Origin of the sequence: Streptomyces sp. NPDC086549, assembly GCF_044746205.1 — a bacterium.
Classification (GTDB): Bacteria; Actinomycetota; Actinomycetes; order Streptomycetales; family Streptomycetaceae; genus Streptomyces.
Genome location: NZ_JBIVBS010000006.1, coordinates 120,996 through 146,292, shown reverse-complemented (window position 1 = coordinate 146,292; position 25,297 = coordinate 120,996). Strand labels below are relative to the sequence as shown.

Here is a 25,297-nt window from a genome sequence, read left to right as displayed (position 1 = left end):
TCGTCAGAGGACCCGGCACCACCAGAACGGGACATCCAGCCGGAGGCCTGGTCCGCCAGGACCTCCAGGAGCGTCGCGCACCGTCGAACGGTGTCGCGGGCAGCCCACCACCACCCGGAAGCCCGGGACGGTCGGTGGGCCACTCGCGTGCTGCACGTATGTGCCCAGACCAGGGAGCGGCTGCCCGGCCCGTCCGCGAGGACAGGCGGGTTTCCCCGGCTGCGGATGCGACCTCCCCTAACCCTGGTGAAGCCGTAATCGCATAAGAAATATGAGGTGTTTGGTTCATGGCGAACCAGTCCCGCCCCAAGGTCAAGAAGTCGCGTGCCCTCGGCATCGCGCTGACCCCGAAGGCCGTCAAGTACTTCGAGGCCCGCCCCTACCCGCCGGGTGAGCACGGCCGCGGCCGCAAGCAGAACTCGGACTACAAGGTCCGTCTGCTGGAGAAGCAGCGTCTGCGCGCGCAGTACGACATCTCCGAGCGTCAGCTGGTCCGCGCCTACGAGCGTGCCTCCAAGGTGCAGGGCAAGACCGGTGAGGCCCTGATCGTCGAGCTGGAGCGCCGTCTCGACGCGCTGGTCCTGCGTTCGGGCATCGCCCGCACGATCTACCAGGCCCGCCAGATGGTCGTCCACGGCCACATCCAGGTCAACGGTCAGAAGGTCGACAAGCCGTCCTACCGCGTGCGTCCGGACGACGTCATCCAGGTCCGCGACCGCTCCAAGGACAAGACGCTCTTCCAGATCGCCCGTGAGGGTGGCTTCGCCCCCGACGGTGAGACCCCCCGCTACCTGCAGGTGAACCTCCGCGCCCTGGCCTTCCGCCTGGACCGCGAGCCGAACCGCAAGGAAGTTCCGGTCATCTGCGACGAGCAGCTCGTCGTCGAGTACTACGCCCGCTGATCACCAGCCGGGTGTAGTGCCTCAGCCCGCCGTCTCCCCGCCCTTCCGGGCGGGCGAGGCGGCGGGCTTTCGCATGCCCGGGGCTCCCGGGGCATGCCGCGCCGGCCCGAGCGGCGCCGAGGGTATCTCCCTGTCCGGGCGAAGCCGGGAACCCGGGGCAGCGTCCAGCGGTGCGTCGTGCCGCCCCAGCGCCCGGGCCACCGCCGCCTCCCGGTCCAGCCGCGCCCCCGCCCGTACGCGCTCCTCGTACCGCTCGTCGCCCAGCGACTCCCGGGCCGTCGCCTCGCACAGCTCGTGCGGGGCGTTGTAGTGGGCCGAGCCGAACAGCGGCAGCCCCACCGACGGCCACAGCCGGCCGGCCGCGCCCTGCAGCACGGCCGCCTCGTCCGGGTCGCCCTGTGCCGCCGTGACCAGGGCCAGCAGCTCCATCGACAGCACCGATCCCAGCAGGTCGCGGAAGGCGTGCGCGCTGCCCAGGCAGTCCACAAGGAGCTCCCGGGCCTGCCCCGGGGCCCCGTCCCGCCAGGCCGCGTACGCCAGCACGTACAGCGCGTACGACCGGGCCCACCGCTCTCCGTGGTCCTCGCATATCCGGCGCACGTCCTCGCACAGCCGCACCGCGTCCGGCAGGTCCCCCAGGAACGCCCGGGTCATCGCCAGCTCGACCTGCCCCATCAGCACGTTGCTGTTGAGTTCGCCGATCTCGTGGTAGCGGGCCAGTGCCGAGCGCAGCAGCGTTTCAGCGCGCGCCATGTCGTCCGTGACCAGGGCCAGACAGCCGGTGCGGTGCTCCGCGTACGCCACCGCCGTCGGATTCGCGGCCCGCTCCGCTCCCTCCTGGCACTCCTGCAGGGCGGCCAGCGCCGAGACCTTGTCGCCCTGCAGGATCGCCACGTAGGCGAGCACCCACAGCGCCTTCAGCCGGGACTGCTCGTACTCGGACTCCAGCGGCACACAGCGCTCCAGCCAGCGCCGCCCCTCCGACAGACGTCCGCAGCCGACCCAGTAGAACCACAGCGAACCCGCCAGATACTGGCCCAGGTGCGCCTCGTCGGGCCCGGTCAGACAGTGCTCCAGGGCGGTCCGCAGGTTCGGCAGCTCCGCCTCCGCACGCGCGGCCACCTCGGCCTGCCGCGGCGAGAACCAGTCCAGCTCGCACCAGGTCGCCAGGCCCATGTACCAGTCGCGGTGGCGGCGGCGCAGCCGGTCCGCGTCCCCCGTCGCCTCCAGCCAGTCGGCGCCGTAGGCCCGGACCGTGTCCAGCATCCGGTAGCGCACGCCCGCCGGGCCCTCCTCGCGGGACACCACCGACTGCGCGAGCAGCTCCGACAGCACGCCGAGGACGTCGTCGGCGGGCAGCCCGTCACCGCTGCACACGTATTCGGCGGCCTCCAGATCGAAGGTCTGGGCGAACACCGAGAGCCGCGCCCACAGCAGCCGCTCCCCGGGCGTGCACTGCTCGTGGCTCCAGCCGATCGCGGTGCGCAGCGTCCGATGGCGGGGGAGGGCATCCCGGTACCCGCCGGTCAGCAGCCGGAACCGGTCGTCGAGCCGCTCCACCAGCCGGCCGGGGGACAGCGCCCGCAGCCGTCCCGCGGCCAGCTCGACCGCCAGCGGGATCCCGTCGAGGCGGCGGCACAGCTCCCGCACGTCCTCGCCGTCCCGCACCTCCAGCCCCTGCCGGGCCGCCCGGTCCACGAGCAGCTCCACCGCCTCGTCCTCGCCCAGCGGAGCCAGCGGGAACAGCCGCTCGCCCGCCACCGCCAGCGGCCGCCGCCCCACCGCGAGCACCCGCAGTCCCGGCACCCGCCCCAGCAACTCGGCCACCAGCGCCGCACACGCGTCCACCAGATGTTCGAACCCGTCCAGAACCAGCAGGAGTTGGCGGTCGGCCAGATGCTCGACCAGGGCCTCGCGGGGCGGCCGGGTGGTGTGGTCCGTCAGCCGCAGAGCCTCCACCACCGCGTAGTCCACGAACTCCGGATCACGCACCGGTGCCAGCTCCACGCGCCACACGCCGTCCCGGGGAGTCACCCGCGCCGCGGCCCGCGCCGCGAGCCGTGACTTGCCGACCCCGCCCACCCCGGTCACCGTCACCAGCCGCCCGGCGTCGAGCGCCCGGGTGAGCCCGGAGAGTTCGGCCGAGCGGCCCACGAACGCGGTGAGCTCAAGGGGCAGATTGCCGTCCGCCGAGGGGCCGGGGCGCTGAGGAACTTGCATGGAACACGGAGCGTACTGAACCGTGTTCATTCCGTACAATCGCTTCCCGCAACTCCGCCGCTCGCGGACGGTAAACCGGTACGGAGCGCCACGCCTGGCGCGATAGGCTCGGTGCACTGCTTTTTTTCATGGTTACGAAGTTCAGAGCACGTTTCAGAGAGCGGGTGCGCACGGTGTCCGGTGGAGAGGTGGCCGGGATCCTGGTGGCCGTCTTCTGGGCGATCCTGGTCTCCTTCCTCGCCGTCGCGCTGGCGAGGCTGGCCCAGACGCTCAAGGCGACCACCAAGCTCGTCGCGGACGTGACCGACCAGGCCGTCCCGCTGCTCGCCGACGCCTCCGCGGCCGTACGCTCCGCGCAGACCCAGATCGACCGGGTCGACGCGATCGCCTCCGACGTCCAGGAGGTCACGTCGAACGCCTCCGCGCTCTCGACCACCGTCGCCTCCACCTTCGGCGGCCCGCTGGTCAAGGTCGCGGCCTTCGGGTACGGCGTGCGCCGGGCGCTGGGCGGCCGCAGGGACGACGTGCCCGTCAAGGCGCCCAGGCGTACCGTGATCGTGGGCCGGACGGTCCCGGCCGCGCGCCGGGAGAAGCGGAACGCCCGCGGAAAGAAGGACTGACCGAGCGATGTTCCGCCGTACGTTCTGGTTCACCACGGGCGTCGCCGCCGGTGTGTGGGCCACCACCAAGGTCAACCGCAAGCTGAAGCAGCTGACCCCCGAGAGCCTGGCCGCGACCGCGGCCAACAAGGCCCTGGAGACCGGTCAGCGCCTGAAGGACCGCGCGGTCGGCTTCGCGCTCGACGTCCGCGACAACATGGCGCAGCGGGAGGCCGAGCTGGAGGAGGCGCTGGGTATCCACGACAGCCCCGAACTGCCCGCGCCCCGGCGGTACACCGCCATCGAGAACAGCCGCAGCAACCCGAAGTACATCGAGAACCCGAAGTACATCGAGAACACGACGTACTCGCACAACCGGAATGAGGACCACTGATGGAGTCGGCCGAGATTCGTCGCCGCTGGTTGAGCTTCTTCGAGGAGCGCGGTCACACCGTCGTCCCTTCGGCGTCGCTCATCGCGGACGACCCGACTCTGCTCCTCGTCCCGGCCGGCATGGTGCCCTTCAAGCCCTACTTCCTGGGCGAGGTCAAGCCGCCCTACCCGCGCGCCACCAGCGTGCAGAAGTGCGTGCGCACGCCCGACATCGAAGAGGTCGGCAAGACCACGCGCCACGGCACGTTCTTCCAGATGTGCGGCAACTTCTCCTTCGGCGACTACTTCAAGGAAGGCGCCATCAAGTACGCCTGGGAGCTGCTCACCACGCCCCAGGACAAGGGCGGTTACGGCCTGGAGCCGGAGCGCCTGTGGATCACCGTCTACAAGGACGACGACGAGGCCGAGCGCATCTGGCACGACGTCGTCGGCGTGCCCAAGGAGCGCATTCAGCGCCTGGGCATGAAGGACAACTACTGGTCCATGGGCGTGCCCGGCCCCTGCGGCCCCTGCTCCGAGATCAACTACGACCGCGGCCCCGAGTTCGGCGTCGAGGGCGGCCCCGCCGTCAACGACGAGCGGTACGTGGAGATCTGGAACCTCGTCTTCATGCAGTACGAGCGTGGCGAGGGCATCGGCAAGGACAACTTCGAGATCCTCGGCGACCTGCCGAGCAAGAACATCGACACGGGCCTGGGCCTGGAGCGTCTCGCCATGATTCTGCAGGGCGTGCAGAACATGTACGAGATCGACACCTCCATGGCCGTCATCAACAAGGCCACCGAGCTGACCGGTGTCGCCTACGGCGACGCCCACGACTCGGACGTGTCCCTGCGCGTGGTCACCGACCACATGCGCACCGCCACGATGCTCATCGGTGACGGCGTCACCCCCGGCAACGAGGGCCGCGGCTACGTCCTGCGCCGCATCATGCGCCGCGCCATCCGCAACATGCGCCTGCTCGGCGCCACCCGGCCGGTCGTCCAGGAGCTGATCGACGTCGTCATCGGCATGATGGGCCAGCAGTACCCGGAGCTGGTCACCGACCGCGAGCGCATCGAGAAGGTCGCCCTCGCCGAGGAGACCCGCTTCCTGAAGACCCTCAACGCCGGTACGAACGTGCTGGACACCGCCGTCACCGAGACGAAGGCCGCCGGCTCCGGCGTCCTCTCCGGCGACAAGGCCTTCCTGCTCCACGACACCTGGGGCTTCCCGATCGACCTCACCCTGGAGATGGCCGCCGAGCAGGGCCTCTCCGTGGACGAGGACGGGTTCCGCCGCCTGATGAAGGAGCAGCGGGAGCGCGCCAAGGCCGACGCCCAGGCCAAGAAGACCGGCCACGCCGACATGGGCGCCTACCGCGAGATCGCCGACTCCGCCGGTGCCACCGACTTCATCGGCTACGCGGACACCGAGGGCGAGACCACGATCGTCGGCATCCTCGTCGACGGCGCCTCCTCCCCGGCCGCCACCGAGGGCGACGAGGTCGAGATCGTCCTCGACCGCACCCCGTTCTACGCCGAGGGCGGCGGTCAGATCGGCGACACCGGCCGCATCAAGGTGGACTCCGGCGCCGTCATCGAGATCCGCGACACGCAGAAGCCGGTCCCGGGTGTGTACGTCCACAAGGGCGTCGTCCAGGTCGGCGAGGTCACGGTCGGCGCCAAGGCCCACGCCTCGATCGACCAGCGCCGCCGCAAGGCCATCGCCCGCGCCCACTCGGCCACGCACCTCACCCACCAGGCCCTGCGCGACGCCCTCGGTCCGACGGCCGCCCAGGCCGGTTCCGAGAACCAGCCCGGCCGCTTCCGCTTCGACTTCGGTTCCCCGTCCGCCGTTCCGACGGCCGTGATGACCGACGTCGAGCAGAAGATCAACGAGGTGCTCGCCCGCGACCTCGACGTGCACGCCGAGGTCATGGGCATCGACGAGGCCAAGAAGCAGGGCGCCATCGCCGAGTTCGGCGAGAAGTACGGCGAGCGCGTCCGTGTCGTGACCATCGGCGACTTCTCCAAGGAGCTGTGCGGCGGCACGCACGTGCACAACACCGCCCAGCTCGGCCTGGTGAAGCTGCTCGGCGAGTCGTCGATCGGCTCGGGTGTCCGCCGTATCGAGGCCCTCGTGGGTGTGGACGCCTACAACTTCCTCGCCCGTGAGCACACGGTCGTCGCCCAGCTCCAGGAGCTGGTCAAGGGCCGTCCGGAGGAGCTTCCGGAGAAGGTCTCCGCCATGCTCGGCAAGCTGAAGGACGCCGAGAAGGAGATCGAGAAGTTCCGCGCCGAGAAGGTGCTGCAGGCCGCCGCCGGTCTCGTCGAATCGGCCAAGGACGTTGACGGCGTTGCCGTCGTCACCGGCCAGGTGCCGGACGGCACCACGCCCGACGACCTGCGCAAGCTGGTCCTCGACGTGCGCGGCCGCATCCAGGGCGGACGTGCCGCCGTGGTCGCCCTGTTCACGGTCAACAACGGCAAGCCGCTCACGGTCATCGCCACCAACGAGGCCGCCCGCGAGCGCGGTCTCAAGGCCGGTGACCTGGTCCGTACGGCCGCCAAGACCCTCGGCGGCGGCGGTGGCGGCAAGCCGGACGTCGCCCAGGGCGGCGGCCAGAACCCGGCCGCCGTCGGTGAGGCCGTCGAGGCCGTCGAGCGGCTCGTCGCCGAGACCGCCAAGTAAGAGCGAGTAAGAAACGGCCGAGAAGATGCGCAGAGGACGTCGACTCGCGATCGACGTCGGGGACGCCCGTATCGGGGTCGCCTCGTGCGACCCCGACGGGATCCTCGCCACCCCGGTGGAGACCGTCCCCGGACGTGACATTCCCGCAGCTCACCGGCGGCTCAGGCAACTGGTCGAGGAGTACGAGCCGATCGAGGTCGTCGTCGGACTCCCTCGCTCCCTCAAGGGGGGCGAGGGCCCGGCCGCCGTCAAGGTCCGCGCCTTCGCCCAGGAGCTGGCCAAGGGCATCGCACCCGTGCCGGTACGCCTGGTGGACGAGCGGATGACGACGGTGACGGCCAGTCAGGGACTGCGTGCCTCGGGGGTGAAGTCCAAGAAGGGCCGCTCGGTCATCGACCAGGCGGCAGCGGTCATCATCCTGCAGCAGGCCCTGGAATCCGAACGGGTGTCAGGTAAACCACCCGGCGAGGGCGTCGAAGTGGTCATCTGATCGCGATACGGTAACGTTCCGCGCGATGCGATGGTTTTCGAACAGCCACCGCACAGCAAGAGGCGGAACGGAAACCGGCCCTTGGGTCGCGTCTCGCCGCCGCCTCGCGGCTCTAGGGGATCGATGACTGAGTATGGCCGGGGCCCTGGCTCCGAACCGTGGCATCCGGAGGACCCGTTGTACGGGGACGGCGGATGGGAAGGGCAGCAGGCTCACGTGGGCCATCAGCCTGCCTACGGCGGCCAGCAGCAGCACCCGCAGCAGCCGCAGCAGTCGCAGTACGGTGACTGGGGCCAGGGCCAGCAGGCCGGGTACGACCAGCAGCAGTACCAGTACTACGGCGAACAGGGGCATCAGCACCACGGCCAGCAGCAGTACGCGGGCCACGAGCAGCAGCAGTACGCCGCGCAGACGCAGCAGCAGTACCACCAGGGCGGCTGGGACGCGACCGGCACCCACGGTCACGTGCCCTACGCCGCCGACCCCGGGGACCCGTACGGCCAGCAGCCGGCGGCGTACGGCGGGGAGCAGCCCGACTTCTACGGCACGGAGGACGCCTACCCGCCCCCGGAGCCGCCCGGGCGCAGGCAGCCCGAGCCGGAGCCGGAGACCGACTGGGATCCCGGCCCCGACCAGGGCGAGCACGCCTTCTTCGCTGACGGCGACGACGATGACGATGACGATGACGACGTCGACGACGACCCGAAGGGCCGCCGTGGGCGCGGCGACCGGAAGGGCAAGACGGCCAAAGGCGGCAAGGGCGCCAAGAAGAAACGGCGCAACGGCTGCGCCGCCATGTTTGTCGTCCTGGTGTTCGGAGGCGGTCTGGGTGCGGTCGCCTACTACGGCTACCACTTCTACCAGAACCGTTTCGGCCCGGCTCCGGACTATGCGGGCAGCGGAAACGGCGAGCAGGTCGTGGTCGTCATCCCGAAGGGCGCACTCGGCTACGCGATCGGCATGAAGCTGAAGGAGGCCGGCGTCGTCCAGAGCGCGGACGCCTTCGTGTCCGCGGTGCAGGCGAACCCCGGGGGCAAGGGGCTCCAGGACGGTGTCTACACACTGGAGAAGCACATGTCCGCCGCGAGCGCGGTGGAACTGATGCTCAGCCCGAAGAGCCGCAGCAACCTGATCATCGCCGAGGGCCTGCGCAACAGGGCGATCTACGGCCTGATCGACAAGCGCCTCGGAGTTGCGGCGGGCACCACGGCGCGCGTCGCGAAGAAGGAGTACAAGCACCTCGGCCTGCCCGCCTGGGCGCTGAACCACCCGAACGTCAAGGACCCGCTGGAAGGGTTCCTCTACCCCTCCAGCTACGCGGCAGCCAAGGGCCAGAAGCCCGAGGCCGTCCTGAAGAACATGGTTTCCCAGGCCACCGCCACGTACGCGAAACTGGGCCTGGAGAAGAAGGCCAAGGCGTTCGACCTGGACAGCCCGTTCCAGTTGATCACGGTCGCCAGCCTCGTCCAGGCCGAGGGCAAGACGCACGACGACTTCCGCAAGATGGCGGAAGTGGTCTACAACCGCCTCAAGCCCACGAACACCGAGACCAACCGGCTGCTGCAGTTCGACTCGACCTTCAACTACCTGAAGGGCACGAGCAACATCCACATCAGCGAGTCCGAGATCAACAGCAACCGGGACCCGTACAACACCTACACCAACAAGGGTCTTCCGCCCGGTCCCATCGGCAACCCAGGCGAGGACGCGCTGAAGGCGGCGCTGAATCCGACCCACGACGGCTGGATCTACTTCGTGGCGACCGATGGTGTCAGCAACACCGAATTCGCCAGGAACAGCGCCGAATTCCAGAAGCTCAAGGACAAGTTCAATGCCTCCTCGGGCCACTGACGCGCGCCGGGCCGCCGTGCTCGGTAAGCCCATCGCCCACTCGCTCTCCCCGGTGCTGCACCGGGCGGCGTACGGCGCGCTCGGGCTCACCCGGTGGACCTACGACCGCTTCGAGGTCGACGAGGCCGGGCTGCCCGGCTTCTTCGAGGGGCTCGGTCCGGAGTGGGCGGGGCTGTCGCTGACCATGCCGCTGAAGCGGGCGGTCATCCCACTGGTCGACGAGATCAGCGAGACGGCCGCCTCCGTCGACGCGGTCAACACGGTCGTCTTCACCGAGGACGGCCGACGCCTTGGGGACAACACCGACATCCCGGGCATAGTGGCCGCCCTCCGTGAGCACGGCATCGAACAGGTCGACTCGGCGGCGATCCTCGGTGCGGGCGCCACCGCCTCCTCCGCCCTGGCCGCCCTGGCCCGGATCTGCACCGGCGAGGTCGTCGCCTACGTCCGCAGCGAGGCCCGCGCCGCCGAGATGCGGCAGTGGGGCGAGCGGCTCGACGTCGAGGTCCGTACGGCCGACTGGGACGACGCGGCACAGGCCCTGCGCGCCCCCCTCGTGATCGCCACCACGCCCGCCGGCACCACCGACGCGCTCGCCGCCTCCGTACCGGAACGGCCCGCCACCCTCTTCGACGTGCTCTACCACCCCTGGCCCACCGCCCTGGCGGCCCGCTGGTCCATGTACGGCGGGGCCGTCGTCAGCGGCCTCGACCTGCTGGTGCACCAGGCCGTGCTCCAGGTCGAACGGATGACCGGCCATGTCCCGGCCCCGCTGGACGCCATGCGCCGGGCCGGGGAGAAGGCGCTCGCCGACCACTGACTTCCCGCTCGACTTCCCGGTTTCCGTCCCGGCGCGCGTCCGCTTGCTGGACCGACGGCCGGACAGTGCCGCGGACGTGGGAGGATCGGAGGTGGCGGGCCGGGGCCGCGCACCCGGTCGAGCCGTCGCCGTACGCGAGGACACGCGTATGCAGGGCAGTACCAGGGCGCGAGCACTGAGGAGCATCGTTGAGCAGGCTGCGTTGGCTGACCGCGGGAGAGTCCCACGGTCCCGCACTTGTCGCGACGCTGGAGGGCCTTCCCGCCGGCGTGCCGATCACCACCGAGATGGTCGCCGACCACCTCACGCGGCGGCGGCTCGGCTATGGGCGCGGCGCGCGGATGAAGTTCGAGCGGGACGAGGTCACCTTCCTCGGCGGCGTCCGGCACGGCCTCACCCTCGGCTCCCCGGTCGCGATCATGGTCGGCAACTCCGAATGGCCCAAGTGGGAACAGGTCATGGCGGCCGACCCGGTGGACCAGGAGATCCTCGACGGCCTCGCCCGCAACGCCCCGCTGACCCGCCCGCGCCCCGGCCACGCCGACCTCGCGGGCATGCAGAAGTACGGCTTCGACGAGGCCCGGCCGATCCTGGAGCGCGCCTCCGCGCGTGAGACGGCGGCCCGCGTGGCGCTCGGTGCCGTCGCCCGGTCGTACCTGAAGGAGACGGCGGGCATCGAGATCGTCTCGCACGTCGTCGAGCTGTGCTCCGTGAAGGCCCCGCAGGGCGTGTACCCCACCCCGGCCGATGTCGAGAAGCTGGACGCCGACCCGCTGCGCTGCCTCGACGCCGACGCCTCGAAGGCGATGGTCGCGGAGGTCGACCAGGCCCACAAGGACGGCGACACCCTGGGCGGTGTGGTCGAGGTGCTGGCGTACGGCGTTCCGGTGGGCCTCGGTTCGCATGTGCACTGGGACCGCAAGCTGGACGCCCGGCTGGCCGGTGCCCTGATGGGCATCCAGGCGATCAAGGGCGTCGAGATCGGCGACGGCTTCGAGCTGGCCCGGGTGCCCGGCTCCAAGGCGCACGACGAGATCGTCAACACGCCCGAGGGCATCCGGCGCGTCTCCGGCCGCTCCGGCGGCACCGAGGGCGGGCTGACCACGGGTGAGCTGCTGCGGGTGCGGGCCGCGATGAAGCCGATCGCTACCGTGCCGCGCGCCCTGCAGACCGTGGACGTGGCCACCGGCGAAGCCGCCCAGGCCCATCACCAGCGCTCCGACGTCTCCGCCGTGCCGGCCGCGGGCATCGTCGCCGAGGCAATGGTTGCTCTCGTCCTCGCGGACGCGGTGGCGGAGAAGTTCGGCGGCGACTCGGTGACCGAGACCCGCCGCAACGTCCAGTCGTACCTCGACAACCTGGCGATCCGGTGACCAGCGTGCCCACGGTCGTCCTGGTCGGCCCGATGGGCGTCGGCAAGTCCACGGTCGGGCAGCTGCTGGCCGAGCGGCTGGGCGTCGGCTACCGGGACACCGACGACGACATCGTGGCCGCCGAGGGCCGCACCATCGCCGACATCTTCGTGGAGGAGGGCGAGCCCGCCTTCCGCGCCATCGAGAAGCGGGCGGTGCATGCCGCGCTCGCCGAGCACGAGGGTGTCCTCGCGCTCGGCGGGGGGGCGATCCTCGACGAGGAGACCCGCGCGCTGCTCGCCGGGCACCGGGTGGTCTACCTCGCGATGGACGTCGAGGAGGCCGTCAGGCGCACCGGCCTGAACGTGGCCCGGCCGCTGCTCGCCGTCAACCCGCGCAAGCAGTGGCGCGAGCTGATGGAGGCGCGGCGGCATCTGTACGAAGGGGTCGCCACGGCCGTCGTGTCCACCGACGGCCGTACGCCCGAAGAGGTCACCCAAGCAGCGCTGGACGCACTGGAGTTGAAGACTGCATTTCCCGGGGGACAACCCCCGGACCCCCGGCCGGAGGACGTTGTGGCAGAGCAAGTGACGAGGATCCAGGTCGGCGGTACGGCGGGCACCGAGCCGTACGAGGTCCTGGTGGGCCGTCAACTCCTGGGTGAACTCGCCGCGTTGATCGGAGACAAGGCCAAGCGGGTCGCCGTGATCCATCCCGAGGCCCTCGCGGAGACCGGCGACGCGCTGCGGGCCGACCTGGCCGGCCAGGGCTACGAGGCCGTCGCCATCCAGGTTCCCAACGCGGAGGAGGCCAAGACCGCCGAGGTCGCCGCCTACTGCTGGAAGGCGCTCGGCCAGTCCGGGTTCACCCGCAGCGACGTCGTCGTCGGTGTCGGCGGTGGCGCGACCACCGACCTGGCCGGTTTCGTGGCGGCGACCTGGCTGCGCGGGGTGCGCTGGATCGCGATCCCGACGACCGTGCTGGCCATGGTCGACGCGGCCGTCGGCGGCAAGACCGGCATCAACACGGCCGAGGGCAAGAACCTCGTGGGCGCGTTCCACCCGCCCGCGGGTGTGCTCTGCGACCTGTCCGCGCTGGAGTCGCTGCCCGTCAACGACTACGTCTCCGGGCTCGCCGAGATCATCAAGGCGGGCTTCATCGCCGACCCGGTGATCCTGGAGCTCATCGAGTCCGACCCCGAGGCCGCGCGCACCCCGGCGGGCCCGCACACGGCCGAGCTGATCGAGCGCTCGATCCGGGTCAAGGCGGAGGTCGTCTCCTCCGACCTGAAGGAGTCGGGCCTGCGCGAGATCCTCAACTACGGTCACACGCTGGGCCACGCGATCGAGAAGAACGAGCGCTACAAGTGGCGACACGGCGCCGCGGTCTCCGTCGGCATGCACTTCGCCGCCGAACTGGGCCGCCTGGCCGGCCGGTTGGACGACGCGACGGCCGACCGGCACCGGACCATCCTGGAGTCGGTCGGGCTGCCGCTGCACTACCGCTACGACCAGTGGCCCAAGCTGGTGGAGACGATGAAGGTCGACAAGAAGTCCCGCGGCAACCTGCTGCGCTTCATCGTCCTCGACGGCCTCGCCAAGCCGACCGTCCTGGAGGGACCGGACCCGGCCGTACTGCTCGCCGCGTACGGCGAAGTGGGCCAGTAAGGACCCGTGTGTTCCTCCCGTCCGATTCGCCTCGCGCGACGGGCACTTCGCACAGCCCTCGGCCGTTGCACCAAACGACGGCCGGGGGCGGTACCGTTCGGATGGGGCCCCTCCCACGCCCTTTAGGCTGTGGGGGAGAGCGGGTTCGCACCCGCTGCCAGCGCCAATTGCCTGCGGCGAGTGGTGAACCGAGCAAGAAGAACGAGACGGAGTGGCACCGGATGCAGCACGCAGTGGGGTCTCCGCTGCCGCCGCCCCACCAGCCGGGGCAGGAACCGGCGGCCGGCTGGTCGCCGGCCGCACACCACCCGGGTCCGCACCATCCGGGAACCCACCAGGGTCCCGCGCCCGTGCCACCACCGCCACCGGCGCCCGGCTTCACCGGAGTCCCGTCAGGACCGCTGCCGCCCGCGCCGCCCCCGGTCCCGCAGCACGCCCCCGCCCCTCCGGCGCCCGACACCACAGGCCATGTGCCGCTGCCGCCCGGCGGCCCGGTCGCCATGCCCAGCGCGCCCCTCGCCGCGGCCGCCGCGCCCGACCCCACGGTCACCACCCTGGCCGTGCTGCTGATCGGCCCGGCCGGCGCGGGCAAGACGAGCGTGGCCAAGTACTGGGCGGACCACCGCCGGGTCCCCACCGCCCACATCAGCCTCGACGACGTACGCGAATGGGTCCGCGCGGGCTTCGCCGACCCCCAGTCCGGCTGGAACGACCACTCCGAGGCGCAGTACCGGCTGGCCCGCCGCACCTGCGGCTTCGCCGCGCGGAACTTCCTGGCAAACGGCATCTCGTGCATCCTCGACGACGCGGTCTTCCCCGACCGGCCGGTGGTCGGCCTCGGCGGCTGGAAACGACATGTGGGGCCGGGCCTGCTCCCCGTCGTCCTGCTCCCCGGCCTGGACATCGTCCTGGAGCGCAACGCCGAACGCCGCGGAAACCGCCGCCTCACCGACGAGGAGGTCGCCCGCATCCACGGCCGCATGGCCGGCTGGTACGGCTCGGGACTCCCGATCATCGACAACTCCCAGCTCGACGTCCCGGGCACGGCGAGGGTCCTGGACGACGTCCTGGCCAGAGCGATAGCAAGCCCACCGAGCTGGTAGCCAGGGGCGTCCGGTCCCGCCTACAGGGACGCGCGGACCCCACTCGGCCCTCGCCAAAACGCACAAGCCGGACAAAACTCCTACGCTCGTGTCATGTCAGAGGTCTACGCGGCCCGCCGAGCCCGGCTGAAGGAACGCTGCAACGCCGGCGGCAGCCCCGCCGCACTGGTGTCCCGCCCCGCCAATGTGCGCTACCTCGCGGGCGCCGCCCCGCAGGGCGCCGTACTGCTGCTGGGCAGGAGTGAGGACCTGCTGGTCTGCGCCGGCCCGCTGGAGGACCGGCCCAGCGAGGGCCGCCCCGACGAGGCATTGGCCCTGCACGTCCTTTCCTCGCCGGGGGGTGATTCCGCCGTAGCGGCCGCCGATCTCGCCGGAGGCCAGGGCGCCGATTCCCTCGCCGTGGAGGAACACCACCTCACCGTCGCCCGGCACAGAGCCCTCGCCTCGGTCGCGCCGGCGCTGCGCCTCGCCGACCTCGGCGGAGCCGTCGAGCAGCTCAGGGTCGTCAAGGACGAGGAGGAGATCTCCTGCCTCCGGATCGGCGCCGAGATCGCCGACCAGGCGCTGGGCGAGCTCCTGGAGTCCATCCTGGTGGGCCGTACCGAGCGGCACCTCGCCCTGGAACTGGAGCGGCGCCTCGTCGATCACGGCGCCGACGGCCCCGGCTTCCCCACGTCCGTGGCCACCGGGCCGAACGCCGGCCGCCGCGGTCACCGCCCCACCGACCGGCGGGTCGAGGAGGGCGACTTCCTCTCCGTCTGCCTGGGGGCCACCTACCGCGGCTACCGCTGCGAGATCGGCCGGACCTTCGTCATCGGTACGTCGCCCGCCGACTGGCAGATCGAGCTGTACGACCTGGTCTTCGCCGCCCAGCGCGCCGGACGGGAGGCCCTGGCACCCGGCGCCGCCTGCCGGGACGTGGACCGCGCGGCACGTCAGGTACTGGATTCCGCGGGGTACGGAGAAGGCCTGCAGCCGCTCACCGGACATGGTGTCGGGCTCGAAATCGACGAGGACCCGAAGCTTGCCCCCTCGGCCATGGGTAAACTGGACGCTTGCGTGCCGGTCACCGTCGAACCCGGGGTCCACCTCCCGGGCCGGGGCGGCGTCCGGATCGATGACACGCTCGTCGTACGCCCCGAGGCGGACGGCGGACCCGAGCTACTCACCATCACGACCAAGGAGCTGCTCGCACTATAGGCAAGGTGCGTGCCCCCGGGGTCGTCCACGTCAGTCCAGGAGATTCCGCAACCGTGGCTTCCACGAACGACCTCAAGAACGGCCTGGTGCTCAAGCTCGAAGGCGGCCAGCTCTGGTCCGTCGTCGAGTTCCAGCACGTCAAGCCCGGCAAGGGCCCCGCTTTCGTGCGCACCAAGCTGAAGAACGTGCTGTCCGGCAAGGTGGTCGACAAGACCTTCAACGCCGGCGTCAAGGTCGAGACGGCCACTGTCGACAAGCGCGACATGCAGTTCTCGTACATGGACGGCGAGTACTTCGTCTTCATGGACATGGACACGTACGACCAGCTGCACATCGACCGGAAGACCGTCGGCGACGCCGCGAACTTCCTGATCGAGGGCTTCACGGCCGTCGTCGCCCAGCATGAGGGCGAGGTGCTCTTCGTCGAGCTGCCCGCCGCCGTCGAGCTGGTCATCGCCGAGACCGAGCCGGGCGTCCAGGGCGACCGCTCCACCGGCGGCACCAAGCCCGCCACCCTGGAGACCGGTCACCAGATCCAGGTCCCGCTCTTCATCACCACCGGTGAGAAGATCAAGGTCGACACCCGTACGAGCGACTACCTCGGCCGGGTGAACAGCTAACCGTGGCTGCTCGGAACACGGCCCGCAAGCGTGCCTTCCAGATCCTCTTCGAGGGCGACCAGCGCGGGGCCGACGTCCTGACGGTCCTCGCGGACTGGATCCGGCTCTCCCGGACCGACGACCGGCAGCCGCCGGTGAGCGAGTACACGATGCAGCTGGTCGAGGGGTACGCCGAGCACGTCCGGCGCATCGACGAGCTGATCGCCCAGTACTCGGTCGGCTGGACGCTCGACCGGATGCCGGTCGTCGACCGCAACATCCTGCGCCTGGGCGCCTACGAGCTGATCTGGGTGGACGAGACCCCGGACGCCGTCGTCCTCGACGAGATGGTGCAGCTGGCGAAGGAGTTCTCGACGGACGAGTCGCCCTCGTTCGTCAACGGCCTGCTCGGCCGGCTGAAGGAGCTCAAGCCCTCGCTGCGTCGCGACGAGGCATAAGAGGCACCAGCGGCCTCAGGGGCACGAACGCCGGAGGGCCCGCAGCGCGACTGCTGCGGGCCCTCCGGCGTATCCGTACGCATGAGCCCTGTGAGGCCCGCAGAAGGCCGCCGGGGTGGCCGGAACGGTGAAGTTCCGGCCACCCCGGCGGCACGTTTCTGCTCAAGCGCTGAGCGGGCTCAGCTTTCCTCGTGGGTGGCCACGGCACGGCGTGCGTCCGCGTCCAGGACACCCCAGCTGATCAGCTGCTCGGTGAGGACCGAGGGCGACTGGTCATAGATGACGGCGAGTGTGCGGAGGTCGTCCTGCCGGATCGACAGCACCTTGCCGTTGTAGTCACCGCGCTGGGACTGGATCGTCGCCGCGTACCGCTGCAGGGGGCCCGCCTTCTCGGCTGGCACCGTGGCGAGCCGCTCCAGGTCCAGGACCAGCTTCGGCGGCGGCTCGGCAGCGCCGCCCGGGGTGGTGCCGGGCAGCAGTTCCTGCACAGGAACACCATAGAAATCGGCCAGCTCCGCGAGGCGCTGCACGGTCACGGCACGGTCGCCGCGCTCGTACGAACCGACCACGACCGCCTTCCAGCGTCCCTGGGACTTCTCCTCGACACCGTGGAGGGAAAGGCCCTGCTGGGTGCGGATGGCCCGGAGCTTGGCCCCGAGCTGTTTGGCGTATTCGCTGGACATATAGCTCCCCGGACACTGTGTCGACGCGGCTGGCTGTGTTTCCGAGCCGCGCGGCTGGTAACTCACTGTGAGGTTACGCAGCGTGACTCTTCTGCGTCAAGCCGAATGGTCCACACCGACTCTTCCGTGGTAGCGGTGGCCGATTACGCCGAGGGGGTGATCAGGGGCCTCGCGGCGACCTGCTACCGTTGATGGCGCAATTCCGACGTCCTTTAAGGTCCGTCCCGTGAGGCGGAGAAGGAGGTCCGTTTCGTATGGACAAGCAGGACATGCGGCAGGACACACAACCGTCCGCCGCGCGGCCCGTTCTCGAAGGGCCCGACATCGCGCGGGTGTTGACCCGTATCGCCCACGAGATCGTCGAGCGCGCCAAGGGCGCCGACGACGTGGTGCTCCTCGGCATTCCGACCCGGGGCGTCTTCCTCGCCCGGCGGCTCGCCGTAAAGCTCGAGGAGGTCACCGGCCGAAAGATCCCGGTCGGCTCCCTCGACATCACCATGTACCGCGACGACCTGCGTATGCAGCCGCCGCGTGCGCTGGCCCGCACCGAGATCCCCGGTGACGGGATCGACGGCCGGCTGGTCGTCCTCGTCGACGACGTGCTCTTCTCCGGCCGCACCATCCGCGCCGCCCTCGACGCCCTGAACGACATCGGGCGCCCCCGCGCGGTGCAGCTCGCGGTCCTCGTCGACCGCGGCCACCGCGAACTGCCCATCCGTGCCGACTATGTCGGCAAGAACCTCCCCACGTCGCTGCGGGAGACGGTCAAGGTCCAGCTCGCCGAGGAGGACGGTCGCGACACCGTGCTGCTCGGCGCGAAGCCGGCCGCCCCGGGCGAGCGGCAGCAGTAGCACTCCGGCGTGCGGCCTTCGCCGTACGCCCGCTCAGTGCGCCCTGCACGCCCCCGTCTGCCCGAATCCTCCCGAACTGCCTTACGGAGCCTGACAGATGCAGCGTCATCTCATCTCGGCCGCCGACCTCACCCGCGACGACGCCGTCCTGATCCTCGACACCGCCGAGGAGATGGCCCGGGTCGCCGACCGGCCGATCAAGAAGCTGCCGACCCTGCGCGGCCGCACGATCGTCAACCTCTTCTTCGAGGACTCCACGCGCACCCGGATCTCCTTCGAAGCCGCGGAGAAGCGCCTGTCCGCGGACGTCATCAACTTCTCCGCCAAGGGGTCCAGCGTCTCCAAGGGCGAGTCCCTGAAGGACACCGCCCAGACCCTGGAGGCCATGGGCGTCGACGCCGTCGTCATCCGGCACGGCGCCTCCGGAGCCCCGTACCGCCTGGCCAACTCCGGCTGGATCGACGCGGCGGTCATCAACGCCGGCGACGGCACCCACCAGCACCCCACCCAGGCCCTGCTCGACGCGTTCACCATGCGCCGCCGGCTGGTCGGCCGGGACGCCGGGATCGGCCAGGACCTGGCCGGCAAGCGCATCACCATCGTCGGCGACGTGCTGCACAGCCGGGTGGCCCGCTCCAACGTCGACCTGCTGCACACCCTCGGCGCCGAGGTCACCCTGGTCGCCCCGCCCACCCTGGTGCCGGTCGGCGTCGGGAACTGGCCCTGCGAGGTGTCGTACGACCTCGACAGCACCCTGCCGAAGTCCGACGCCGTGATGATGCTGCGCGTGCAGCGCGAGCGCATGAACGCCGCCTTCTTCCCGACCGAGCGCGAGTACTCGCGGCGCTACGGCCTCGACGGCGAACGCATGGCGCGGATGCCCGAGCACGCCATAGTCATGCACCCCGGTCCGATGGTCCGCGGCATGGAGATCACCGCCGAGGTCGCCGACTCCGAGCGCTGCACCGTCGTCGAGCAGGTGGCGAACGGAGTCTCCATCCGGATGGCCGTTCTGTACCTGCTGCTCGGCGGCAACGAACCCGCCGTTACCCACGCCCGCACCGTCGAGGAGAAGTAAGACACATGAGCAAGATCCTGATCCGTGGTGCGAGGGTGCTCGGCGGCGAGCCGCAGGACGTGCTGATCGACGGCGAGGTCATCGAGGCCGTCGGCGCCGGGCTGTCCGCCGAGGGTGCCCAGGTCGTGGAGGCCGACGGCAAGGTGCTGCTGCCGGGCCTGGTCGACCTGCACACCCATCTGCGCGAGCCCGGCCGCGAGGACTCCGAGACCGTGCTGACCGGCACGCGCGCCGCCGCGAGCGGCGGTTACACGGCCGTCTTCGCCATGGCCAACACCTTCCCGGTCGCCGACACCGCCGGCGTCGTCGAGCAGGTCTACCGGCTCGGCCAGGAGCACGGCTACTGCGACGTACAGCCCATCGGCGCCGTCACCGTCGGCCTGGAGGGCAGGAAGCTCGCCGAGCTGGGCGCGATGCACGAGTCGGCGGCGGGCGTGACCGTCTTCTCCGACGACGGCAAGTGCGTCGACGACGCCGTGATCATGCGCCGTGCCCTGGAGTACGTGAAGGCCTTCGGCGGTGTCGTCGCCCAGCACGCGCAGGAGCCACGGCTGACCGAGGGCGCCCAGATGAACGAGGGCGTCGTCTCCGCCGAGCTGGGCCTGGGCGGCTGGCCGGCCGTGGCCGAGGAGTCGGTCATCGCCCGGGACGTGCTGCTCGCCGAGCACGTCGGCTCCCGCGTCCACATCTGCCACCTCTCGACCGCGGGCTCGGTGGAGATCGTTCGCTGGGCCAAGTCCCGCGGCATCGACGTCACCGCCGAGGTGACCCCGCACCACCTGCTCCTGACGGACGAGATGGTGCGCACGTACAACCCGGTCTTCAAGGTCAACCCGCCGCTGCGCACCGAGCGCGACGTGCTGGCGCTGCGCGAGGCGCTCGCCGACGGCACGATCGACATCGTCGCCACCGATCACGCCCCGCACCCGCACGAGGACAAGGACTGCGAGTGGGCCGCGGCCGCCATGGGCATGGTCGGCCTGGAGACCGCGCTGTCGGTGGTCCAGGACACCATGGTGGACACGGGCCTGCTGGACTGGGCCGGCGTCGCCGACCGCATGTCCGTCAAGCCCGCGCGGATCGGGCAGGCCCAGGGCCACGGCCGTCCCGTCTCGGCTGGCGAGCCCGCCAACCTGACCCTCGTCGACACCGCATACCGTGGGCAGGTGGACCCCGCGGGCTTCGCCTCGCGCAGCCGCAACACCCCGTACGAGGGACGCGAGCTGCCGGGCCGTGTCACCCACACGTGGCTGCGGGGCAAGGCGACGCTCGTCGACGGGAAGCTCACGTGACACCTGTAATGCTGCTGGCCGCCGACCTGGCCGCCGAGAAGAAATCGGCCGAGGTCACCGACTGGGCCGCCCGCGCCGGCTGGCTCGTCGGGCTCGCCCTGTTCGTCGCGCTCGTCTACTGGCTGATGCGCGAGGGCTGGAAGTGGCGCGGCACCCTCCAGGGCGACATCCCGGAGCTGCCCAGCGCGCCGGACGACCTCGGCCCGGCCAGACTGGGCATGAGCGGCCGCTACCACGGCTCCACCACCGCCGGGCAGTGGCTGGACCGCATCGTGGCCCACGGCCTCGGCACCCGCAGCCGGGCCGAGCTCACGCTGACGGACGCGGGCCTCGACGTCGTACGCCCCGGAGCGGCCGACTTCTTCGTCCCCGCCGCCGCACTCCGCGAGGCCCGGCTCGACAAGGGGATCGCGGGCAAGGTCCTCACCGAGGGCGGCCTGCTCGTCGTGACCTGGGCGCACGGCGACCGGCTGATCGACTCCGGCTTCCGGTCCGACCACGCGGCCGAGCACAACGAGTGGGTCGCCGCCATCAACTCCATGATCAAGACAAACAGCACGGAAGGCGCCGAACGATGACGACCTCCATCCAGGGAGCCGCCTCGCAGAGGCACAAGGCAGCTCCCGCCGTACTCGTCCTGGAGGACGGCCGGATCTTCCGGGGCCGCGCCTACGGGGCCGTGGGGGTGACCTTCGGTGAAGCCGTGTTCTCCACCGGCATGACCGGCTACCAGGAGACCCTCACCGACCCGTCGTACCACCGCCAGGTCGTCGTGATGACCGCCCCGCACGTCGGCAACACCGGCGTCAACGACGAGGACCCCGAGTCGAAGCGGATCTGGGTCGCGGGTTACGTCGTGCGCGACCCCGCGCGCGTGCCCTCCAACTGGCGGGCCAAGCGCTCGCTGGACGAGGAACTGCGCCACCAGGGCGTCGTCGGCATCAGCGGCATCGACACCCGCGCCCTGACCCGCCATCTGCGCGAGCGCGGCGCCATGCGCGTCGGTATCTTCTCCGGCAACGCGCTGCCCGACGAGGGCACCATGCTCGCCGAGGTGCGCCAGGCCCCCGAGATGGAGGGCGCCGACCTCTCCGCCGAGGTCGCCACCAAGGAGACGTACGTCGTCCCCGCGATCGGCGAGAAGAAGTACACCGTCGCCGCCGTCGACCTCGGCATCAAGGGCATGACCCCGCACCGGATGGCCGAGCGCGGCATCGAGGTGCACGTGCTGCCCGCCACGGCGACCGCCGAGGACATCTACGCCGTCGCCCCCGACGGAGTCTTCTTCTCCAACGGCCCCGGCGACCCGGCCACCGCCGACCACCCGGTCTCCGTGATGCAGGCCGTCCTGGAGCGCGGCACCCCGCTCTTCGGCATCTGCTTCGGCAACCAGATCCTGGGCCGCGCCCTCGGCTTCGGCACCTACAAGCTGAAGTACGGCCACCGGGGCATCAACCAGCCGGTGCAGGACCGTACGACCGGCAAGGTCGAGGTCACCGCGCACAACCACGGCTTCGCCGTGGACGCCCCGCTCGACCAGGTCTCCGACACCCCGTACGGCCGCGTCGAGGTCTCCCACGTCTGCCTGAACGACAACGTGGTGGAGGGCCTCCAGCTCCTCGACAAGCCGGCCTTCAGCGTCCAGTACCACCCCGAAGCAGCCGCGGGTCCGCACGACGCCGCCTACCTGTTCGACCGCTTCACGTCTTTGATGGACACAGTCCTGATGGAGGGCCAGCGTGCCTAAGCGCACCGATATCCAGTCCGTCCTGGTCATCGGCTCCGGCCCGATCGTCATCGGCCAGGCCGCCGAGTTCGACTACTCCGGCACCCAGGCGTGCCGCATCCTGCGCGCCGAGGGCCTCCGGGTCGTCCTGGTCAACTCCAACCCGGCGACGATCATGACCGACCCGGAGATCGCCGACGCGACCTACGTCGAGCCGATCACCCCGGACTTCGTCGAGAAGATCATCGCCAAGGAGCGGCCGGACGCGCTGCTGCCCACCCTGGGCGGCCAGACGGCCCTCAACACGGCCATCTCGCTCCACGAGAACGGCGTCCTGGACAAGTACGGCGTCGAACTGATCGGCGCCAACGTCGAGGCCATCCACAAGGGCGAGGACCGCGACCAGTTCAAGCTCGTCGTCGAGGCCGTCCGGGAGAAGATCGGCCACGGCGAGTCCGCGCGCTCGGTCATCTGCCACTCCATGGAGGACGTCCTCGCGGGCGTCGACGAGCTCGGCGGCTACCCGGTCGTCGTCCGCCCGTCCTTCACCATGGGCGGCGCCGGCTCCGGCTTCGCCCACGACGAGGACGAGCTGCGCCGCATCGCCGGCCAGGGCCTGACGCTCTCGCCGACCACCGAGGTGCTCCTGGAGGAGTCCATCCTCGGCTGGAAGGAGTACGAGCTGGAGCTGATGCGCGACAAGCACGACAACGTCGTGGTCGTCTGCTCCATCGAGAACTTCGACCCGATGGGCGTGCACACCGGTGACTCGATCACCGTCGCCCCGGCGATGACGCTCACCGACCGCGAGTACCAGGTCCTGCGCGACATCGGCATCGCCGTCATCCGTGAGGTCGGCGTCGACACCGGTGGCTGCAACATCCAGTTCGCGGTGAACCCCGAGGACGGTCGCGTGATCGTCATCGAGATGAACCCGCGCGTGTCGCGCTCGTCCGCCCTCGCGTCCAAGGCGACCGGCTTCCCGATCGCCAAGATCGCGGCCAAGCTCGCCGTCGGCTACACCCTCGACGAGATCCCGAACGACATCACGCGGGAGACCCCGGCCTCCTTCGAGCCGACCCTCGACTACGTCGTCGTGAAGGCCCCGCGGTTCGCCTTCGAGAAGTTCCCGCAGGCCGACTCCACCCTCACCACCACCATGAAGTCGGTCGGCGAGGCCATGGCCATCGGCCGCAACTTCACCGAGGCCTTCCAGAAGGCGCTGCGCTCACTGGAGAAGAAGGGCAGCCAGTTCACGTTCGTCGGCGAGACCGGAGACAAGGACGAGCTGCTGCGCGAGGCCGTACGGCCCACCGACGGCCGGATCAACACGGTCATGCAGGCCATCCGCGCGGGTGCCACGCAGGAGGAGGTCTTCGAGTACACGAAGATCGACCCGTGGTTCGTCGACCAGCTCTTCCTCATCAAGGAGATCGCGGACGAGCTGGCCGAGGCCGCCGAGCTCACCCCGGACCTGCTCGCCGAGGCCAAGCGGCACGGCTTCTCCGACCAGCAGATCGGTGAGATCCGAGGGCTGCGCGAGGACGTCGTGCGCGAGGTCCGCCACGCGCTCGGGATCCGGCCGGTCTACAAGACGGTCGACACCTGCGCCGCCGAGTTCGCGGCGAGGACGCCGTACTTCTACTCGTCCTACGACGAGGAGACCGAGGTCGCGCCCCGCGAGAAGCCCGCGGTCATCATCCTCGGCTCCGGCCCGAACCGCATCGGCCAGGGCATCGAGTTCGACTACTCCTGCGTCCACGCGTCCTTCGCGCTGTCCGACGCCGGGTACGAGACGGTGATGGTCAACTGCAACCCGGAGACCGTCTCCACGGACTACGACACCTCCGACCGCCTGTACTTCGAGCCGCTGACCCTCGAGGACGTGCTGGAGATCGTCCACGCTGAGCAGCAGGCCGGTCCGGTAGCCGGTGTCGTGGTCCAGCTCGGCGGCCAGACCCCGCTGGGCCTCTCGCAGGCCCTGAAGGACAACGGCGTGCCGATCGTGGGCACCTCCCCCGAGGCGATCCACGCGGCCGAGGACCGTGGCGCCTTCGGGCGGGTGCTGGCGGAGGCGGGCCTCCCGGCCCCCAAGCACGGCACCGCCACGACCTTCGCCGAGGCCAAGGCCATCGCCGACGAGATCGGCTACCCGGTCCTGGTCCGCCCGTCGTACGTCCTCGGCGGACGCGGCATGGAGATCGTGTACGACGAGACCCGGCTGTCCTCCTACATCGCGGAGTCGACGGAGATCAGCCCGTCGCGCCCGGTCCTGGTCGACCGGTTCCTCGACGACGCCATCGAGATCGACGTCGACGCCCTGTACGACGGCGAGGAGCTCTACCTCGGCGGCGTCATGGAGCACATCGAGGAGGCCGGCATCCACTCCGGCGACTCGGCCTGTGCGCTGCCCCCGATCACGCTGGGCGGCTTCGACATCAAGCGCCTGCGCACCTCGACCGAGGCCATCGCCGAGGGCGTGGGCGTGCGGGGCCTGATCAACATCCAGTTCGCGATGGCCGGGGACATCCTGTACGTCCTGGAGGCCAACCCGCGCGCGTCCCGTACGGTCCCCTTCACCTCGAAGGCGACCGCGGTGCCGCTGGCGAAGGCCGCCGCCCGGATCTCCCTGGGCGCGACCATCGCCGAGCTCCGCGAGGAGGGACTGCTGCCGGCCCACGGCGACGGCGGCGAGCTGCCGTTCGACGCGCCGATCTCCGTCAAGGAGGCGGTCATGCCGTGGTCGCGGTTCCGTGACATCCACGGCCGCGGTGTCGACACGGTGCTCGGCCCGGAGATGCGCTCCACCGGCGAGGTCATGGGCATCGACTCCGTCTTCGGCACCGCCTACGCCAAGTCCCAGGCGGGTGCCTACGGCCCGCTGCCGACGAAGGGCCGGGCGTTCATCTCGGTCGCCAACCGGGACAAGCGCTCGATGATCTTCCCGGCGCGTGAACTGGTCGCGCACGGCTTCGAGCTGCTGGCCACGTCCGGCACGGCCGAGGTGCTCAAGCGCAACGGCATCCACGCCACGATCGTGCGCAAGCAGTCCGAGGGCGTCGGCCCGAACGGGGAGCGGACCATCGTCCAGCTCATCCACGACGGCGAGGTCGACCTGATCGTCAACACCCCGTACGGCACTGGCGGCCGACTCGACGGCTACGAGATCCGTACGGCGGCCGTGGCGCGGTCCGTGCCCTGCCTGACGACGGTGCAGGCGCTCGCCGCCGCGGTCCAGGGCATCGACGCCCTCAACCACGGCGACGTGGGTGTGCGTTCGCTCCAGGAACACGCGGAACACCTGACCGCGGCCCGCGACTAGCAGCCCTGAGGGGGACAC

The 25,297-nt window shown here is 70.6% G+C and carries 21 protein-coding genes; 19 read left to right on the top strand and 2 right to left on the bottom strand.

Features of this window, described 5'->3' with window-relative positions:
* The first annotated feature begins 287 nt into the window (after nucleotides 1-287).
* Nucleotides 288-902, top strand: a complete 615-nt coding sequence (gene rpsD / locus ACIPSA_RS20885; protein WP_181803162.1) for a 30S ribosomal protein S4 — start codon at nucleotides 288-290, stop codon at nucleotides 900-902.
* Nucleotides 903-923: 21 nt separating this feature from the next.
* Here the strand turns inward: rpsD and ACIPSA_RS20880 are convergent, their stop codons facing one another.
* Nucleotides 924-3,122, bottom strand: a complete 2,199-nt coding sequence (locus ACIPSA_RS20880) for an ATP-binding protein (RefSeq protein WP_402637044.1) — start codon at nucleotides 3,120-3,122, stop codon at nucleotides 924-926.
* 173 nt (nucleotides 3,123-3,295) lie between these two features.
* Between ACIPSA_RS20880 and ACIPSA_RS20875 the strand changes: the two genes are divergently transcribed.
* The 12 genes from ACIPSA_RS20875 to nusB all read left to right on the top strand — a co-directional run bounded on the left by ACIPSA_RS20875 (nucleotide 3,296) and on the right by nusB (nucleotide 16,327).
* Nucleotides 3,296-3,742: a DUF948 domain-containing protein gene (locus ACIPSA_RS20875; protein WP_402637042.1), complete on the top strand. Its 447-nt coding sequence runs from the start codon at nucleotides 3,296-3,298 to the stop codon at nucleotides 3,740-3,742.
* A 7-nt stretch (nucleotides 3,743-3,749) separates the two neighbouring features.
* Nucleotides 3,750-4,115 carry a hypothetical protein gene (locus ACIPSA_RS20870; RefSeq protein ID WP_402637040.1) on the top strand — a complete coding sequence of 122 codons (366 nt, stop codon included), beginning with the start codon at nucleotides 3,750-3,752 and terminating at the stop codon, nucleotides 4,113-4,115.
* Entirely contained in the window at nucleotides 4,115-6,787 is a 2,673-nt protein-coding gene (gene alaS / locus ACIPSA_RS20865) for an alanine--tRNA ligase (RefSeq protein WP_402637037.1), read from the top strand. The genes ACIPSA_RS20870 and alaS overlap by 1 nt, the downstream gene beginning before the upstream one ends.
* A 25-nt stretch (nucleotides 6,788-6,812) precedes the next feature.
* Nucleotides 6,813-7,277, top strand: a complete 465-nt coding sequence (gene ruvX, locus ACIPSA_RS20860; protein ID WP_402637034.1) for a Holliday junction resolvase RuvX — start codon at nucleotides 6,813-6,815, stop codon at nucleotides 7,275-7,277.
* Nucleotides 7,278-7,400: 123 nt separating this feature from the next.
* Nucleotides 7,401-9,128, top strand: coding sequence for an endolytic transglycosylase MltG (mltG, locus tag ACIPSA_RS20855; protein WP_402637032.1), 1,728 nt, complete (start codon nucleotides 7,401-7,403; stop codon nucleotides 9,126-9,128).
* Nucleotides 9,109-9,948: a shikimate dehydrogenase gene (locus tag ACIPSA_RS20850; RefSeq protein WP_402637030.1), complete on the top strand. Its 840-nt coding sequence runs from the start codon at nucleotides 9,109-9,111 to the stop codon at nucleotides 9,946-9,948. Before mltG ends, ACIPSA_RS20850 begins: the two co-directional genes overlap by 20 nt.
* A gap of 188 nt (nucleotides 9,949-10,136) precedes the next feature.
* Nucleotides 10,137-11,321 carry a chorismate synthase gene (gene aroC / locus ACIPSA_RS20845; protein WP_402637028.1) on the top strand — a complete coding sequence of 395 codons (1,185 nt, stop codon included), beginning with the start codon at nucleotides 10,137-10,139 and terminating at the stop codon, nucleotides 11,319-11,321.
* A 32-nt stretch (nucleotides 11,322-11,353) separates the two neighbouring features.
* Nucleotides 11,354-12,967, top strand: a complete 1,614-nt coding sequence (aroB, locus tag ACIPSA_RS20840; protein ID WP_402637715.1) for a 3-dehydroquinate synthase — start codon at nucleotides 11,354-11,356, stop codon at nucleotides 12,965-12,967.
* Between the two features lie 221 nt (nucleotides 12,968-13,188).
* Nucleotides 13,189-14,070 carry a Pro-rich N-terminal domain-containing protein gene (locus ACIPSA_RS20835; RefSeq protein WP_402637026.1) on the top strand — a complete coding sequence of 294 codons (882 nt, stop codon included), beginning with the start codon at nucleotides 13,189-13,191 and terminating at the stop codon, nucleotides 14,068-14,070.
* 93 nt (nucleotides 14,071-14,163) lie between these two features.
* Nucleotides 14,164-15,270, top strand: coding sequence for an aminopeptidase P family protein (locus tag ACIPSA_RS20830; RefSeq protein WP_402637023.1), 1,107 nt, complete (start codon nucleotides 14,164-14,166; stop codon nucleotides 15,268-15,270).
* A 53-nt stretch (nucleotides 15,271-15,323) separates the two neighbouring features.
* The gene (gene efp / locus ACIPSA_RS20825) at nucleotides 15,324-15,890 is read left to right on the top strand and encodes an elongation factor P (protein WP_402637020.1); all 567 of its coding nucleotides are present in this window, start codon (nucleotides 15,324-15,326) and stop codon (nucleotides 15,888-15,890) included.
* A 2-nt stretch (nucleotides 15,891-15,892) separates the two neighbouring features.
* Nucleotides 15,893-16,327, top strand: a complete 435-nt coding sequence (gene nusB / locus ACIPSA_RS20820; RefSeq protein ID WP_402637018.1) for a transcription antitermination factor NusB — start codon at nucleotides 15,893-15,895, stop codon at nucleotides 16,325-16,327.
* Between the two features lie 179 nt (nucleotides 16,328-16,506).
* Here nusB and bldD read toward each other — a convergent pair whose 3' ends face one another.
* A complete protein-coding gene (gene bldD, locus ACIPSA_RS20815) occupies nucleotides 16,507-17,010 on the bottom strand; it encodes a transcriptional regulator BldD (RefSeq protein WP_086170636.1) in 504 nt (167 codons plus the stop codon).
* 254 nt (nucleotides 17,011-17,264) lie between these two features.
* On the opposite strand from bldD, the gene pyrR reads away from it, so the two are divergent.
* The 6 genes from pyrR to carB all read left to right on the top strand — a co-directional run bounded on the left by pyrR (nucleotide 17,265) and on the right by carB (nucleotide 25,279).
* Nucleotides 17,265-17,861 (top strand): bifunctional pyr operon transcriptional regulator/uracil phosphoribosyltransferase PyrR, encoded by a 597-nt coding sequence (pyrR, locus tag ACIPSA_RS20810; protein ID WP_402637015.1) that lies wholly within the window; start codon nucleotides 17,265-17,267, stop codon nucleotides 17,859-17,861.
* 97 nt (nucleotides 17,862-17,958) lie between these two features.
* On the top strand, nucleotides 17,959-18,939 hold the full coding sequence (locus ACIPSA_RS20805) for an aspartate carbamoyltransferase catalytic subunit (RefSeq protein WP_402637013.1): 981 nt from the start codon (nucleotides 17,959-17,961) through the stop codon (nucleotides 18,937-18,939).
* A gap of 5 nt (nucleotides 18,940-18,944) precedes the next feature.
* Entirely contained in the window at nucleotides 18,945-20,231 is a 1,287-nt protein-coding gene (locus ACIPSA_RS20800; RefSeq protein WP_402637009.1) for a dihydroorotase, read from the top strand.
* Entirely contained in the window at nucleotides 20,228-20,809 is a 582-nt protein-coding gene (locus ACIPSA_RS20795) for a hypothetical protein (protein ID WP_402637007.1), read from the top strand. The genes ACIPSA_RS20800 and ACIPSA_RS20795 overlap by 4 nt, the downstream gene beginning before the upstream one ends.
* A complete protein-coding gene (gene carA / locus ACIPSA_RS20790; RefSeq protein ID WP_402637005.1) occupies nucleotides 20,806-21,978 on the top strand; it encodes a glutamine-hydrolyzing carbamoyl-phosphate synthase small subunit in 1,173 nt (390 codons plus the stop codon). The genes ACIPSA_RS20795 and carA overlap by 4 nt, the downstream gene beginning before the upstream one ends.
* Entirely contained in the window at nucleotides 21,971-25,279 is a 3,309-nt protein-coding gene (gene carB, locus ACIPSA_RS20785; protein WP_402637002.1) for a carbamoyl-phosphate synthase large subunit, read from the top strand. Before carA ends, carB begins: the two co-directional genes overlap by 8 nt.
* The last annotated feature ends 18 nt before the right edge of the window (nucleotides 25,280-25,297 follow it).

Bases quoted from the DNA above. Each gene is read 5' to 3' on its own strand.
- ACIPSA_RS20835 (WP_402637026.1), top strand. From the start codon at position 13,189: ATGCAGCACGCAGTGGGGTCTCCGCTGCCGCCGCCCCACCAGCCGGGG.
- ACIPSA_RS20880 (WP_402637044.1), bottom strand. From the start codon at position 3,122: ATGCAAGTTCCTCAGCGCCCCGGCCCCTCGGCGGACGGCAATCTGCCC.
- ACIPSA_RS20850 (WP_402637030.1), top strand. From the start codon at position 9,109: ATGCCTCCTCGGGCCACTGACGCGCGCCGGGCCGCCGTGCTCGGTAAG.
- aroB (WP_402637715.1), top strand. From the start codon at position 11,354: ATGGGCGTCGGCAAGTCCACGGTCGGGCAGCTGCTGGCCGAGCGGCTG.
- carA (WP_402637005.1), top strand. From the start codon at position 20,806: ATGACGACCTCCATCCAGGGAGCCGCCTCGCAGAGGCACAAGGCAGCT.
- ACIPSA_RS20805 (WP_402637013.1), top strand. From the start codon at position 17,959: ATGCAGCGTCATCTCATCTCGGCCGCCGACCTCACCCGCGACGACGCC.
- ruvX (WP_402637034.1), top strand. From the start codon at position 6,813: ATGCGCAGAGGACGTCGACTCGCGATCGACGTCGGGGACGCCCGTATC.
- mltG (WP_402637032.1), top strand. From the start codon at position 7,401: ATGACTGAGTATGGCCGGGGCCCTGGCTCCGAACCGTGGCATCCGGAG.
- ACIPSA_RS20830 (WP_402637023.1), top strand. From the start codon at position 14,164: ATGTCAGAGGTCTACGCGGCCCGCCGAGCCCGGCTGAAGGAACGCTGC.
- pyrR (WP_402637015.1), top strand. From the start codon at position 17,265: ATGGACAAGCAGGACATGCGGCAGGACACACAACCGTCCGCCGCGCGG.
- alaS (WP_402637037.1), top strand. From the start codon at position 4,115: ATGGAGTCGGCCGAGATTCGTCGCCGCTGGTTGAGCTTCTTCGAGGAG.
- bldD (WP_086170636.1), bottom strand. From the start codon at position 17,010: ATGTCCAGCGAATACGCCAAACAGCTCGGGGCCAAGCTCCGGGCCATC.
- ACIPSA_RS20870 (WP_402637040.1), top strand. From the start codon at position 3,750: ATGTTCCGCCGTACGTTCTGGTTCACCACGGGCGTCGCCGCCGGTGTG.
- rpsD (WP_181803162.1), top strand. From the start codon at position 288: ATGGCGAACCAGTCCCGCCCCAAGGTCAAGAAGTCGCGTGCCCTCGGC.
- ACIPSA_RS20800 (WP_402637009.1), top strand. From the start codon at position 18,945: ATGAGCAAGATCCTGATCCGTGGTGCGAGGGTGCTCGGCGGCGAGCCG.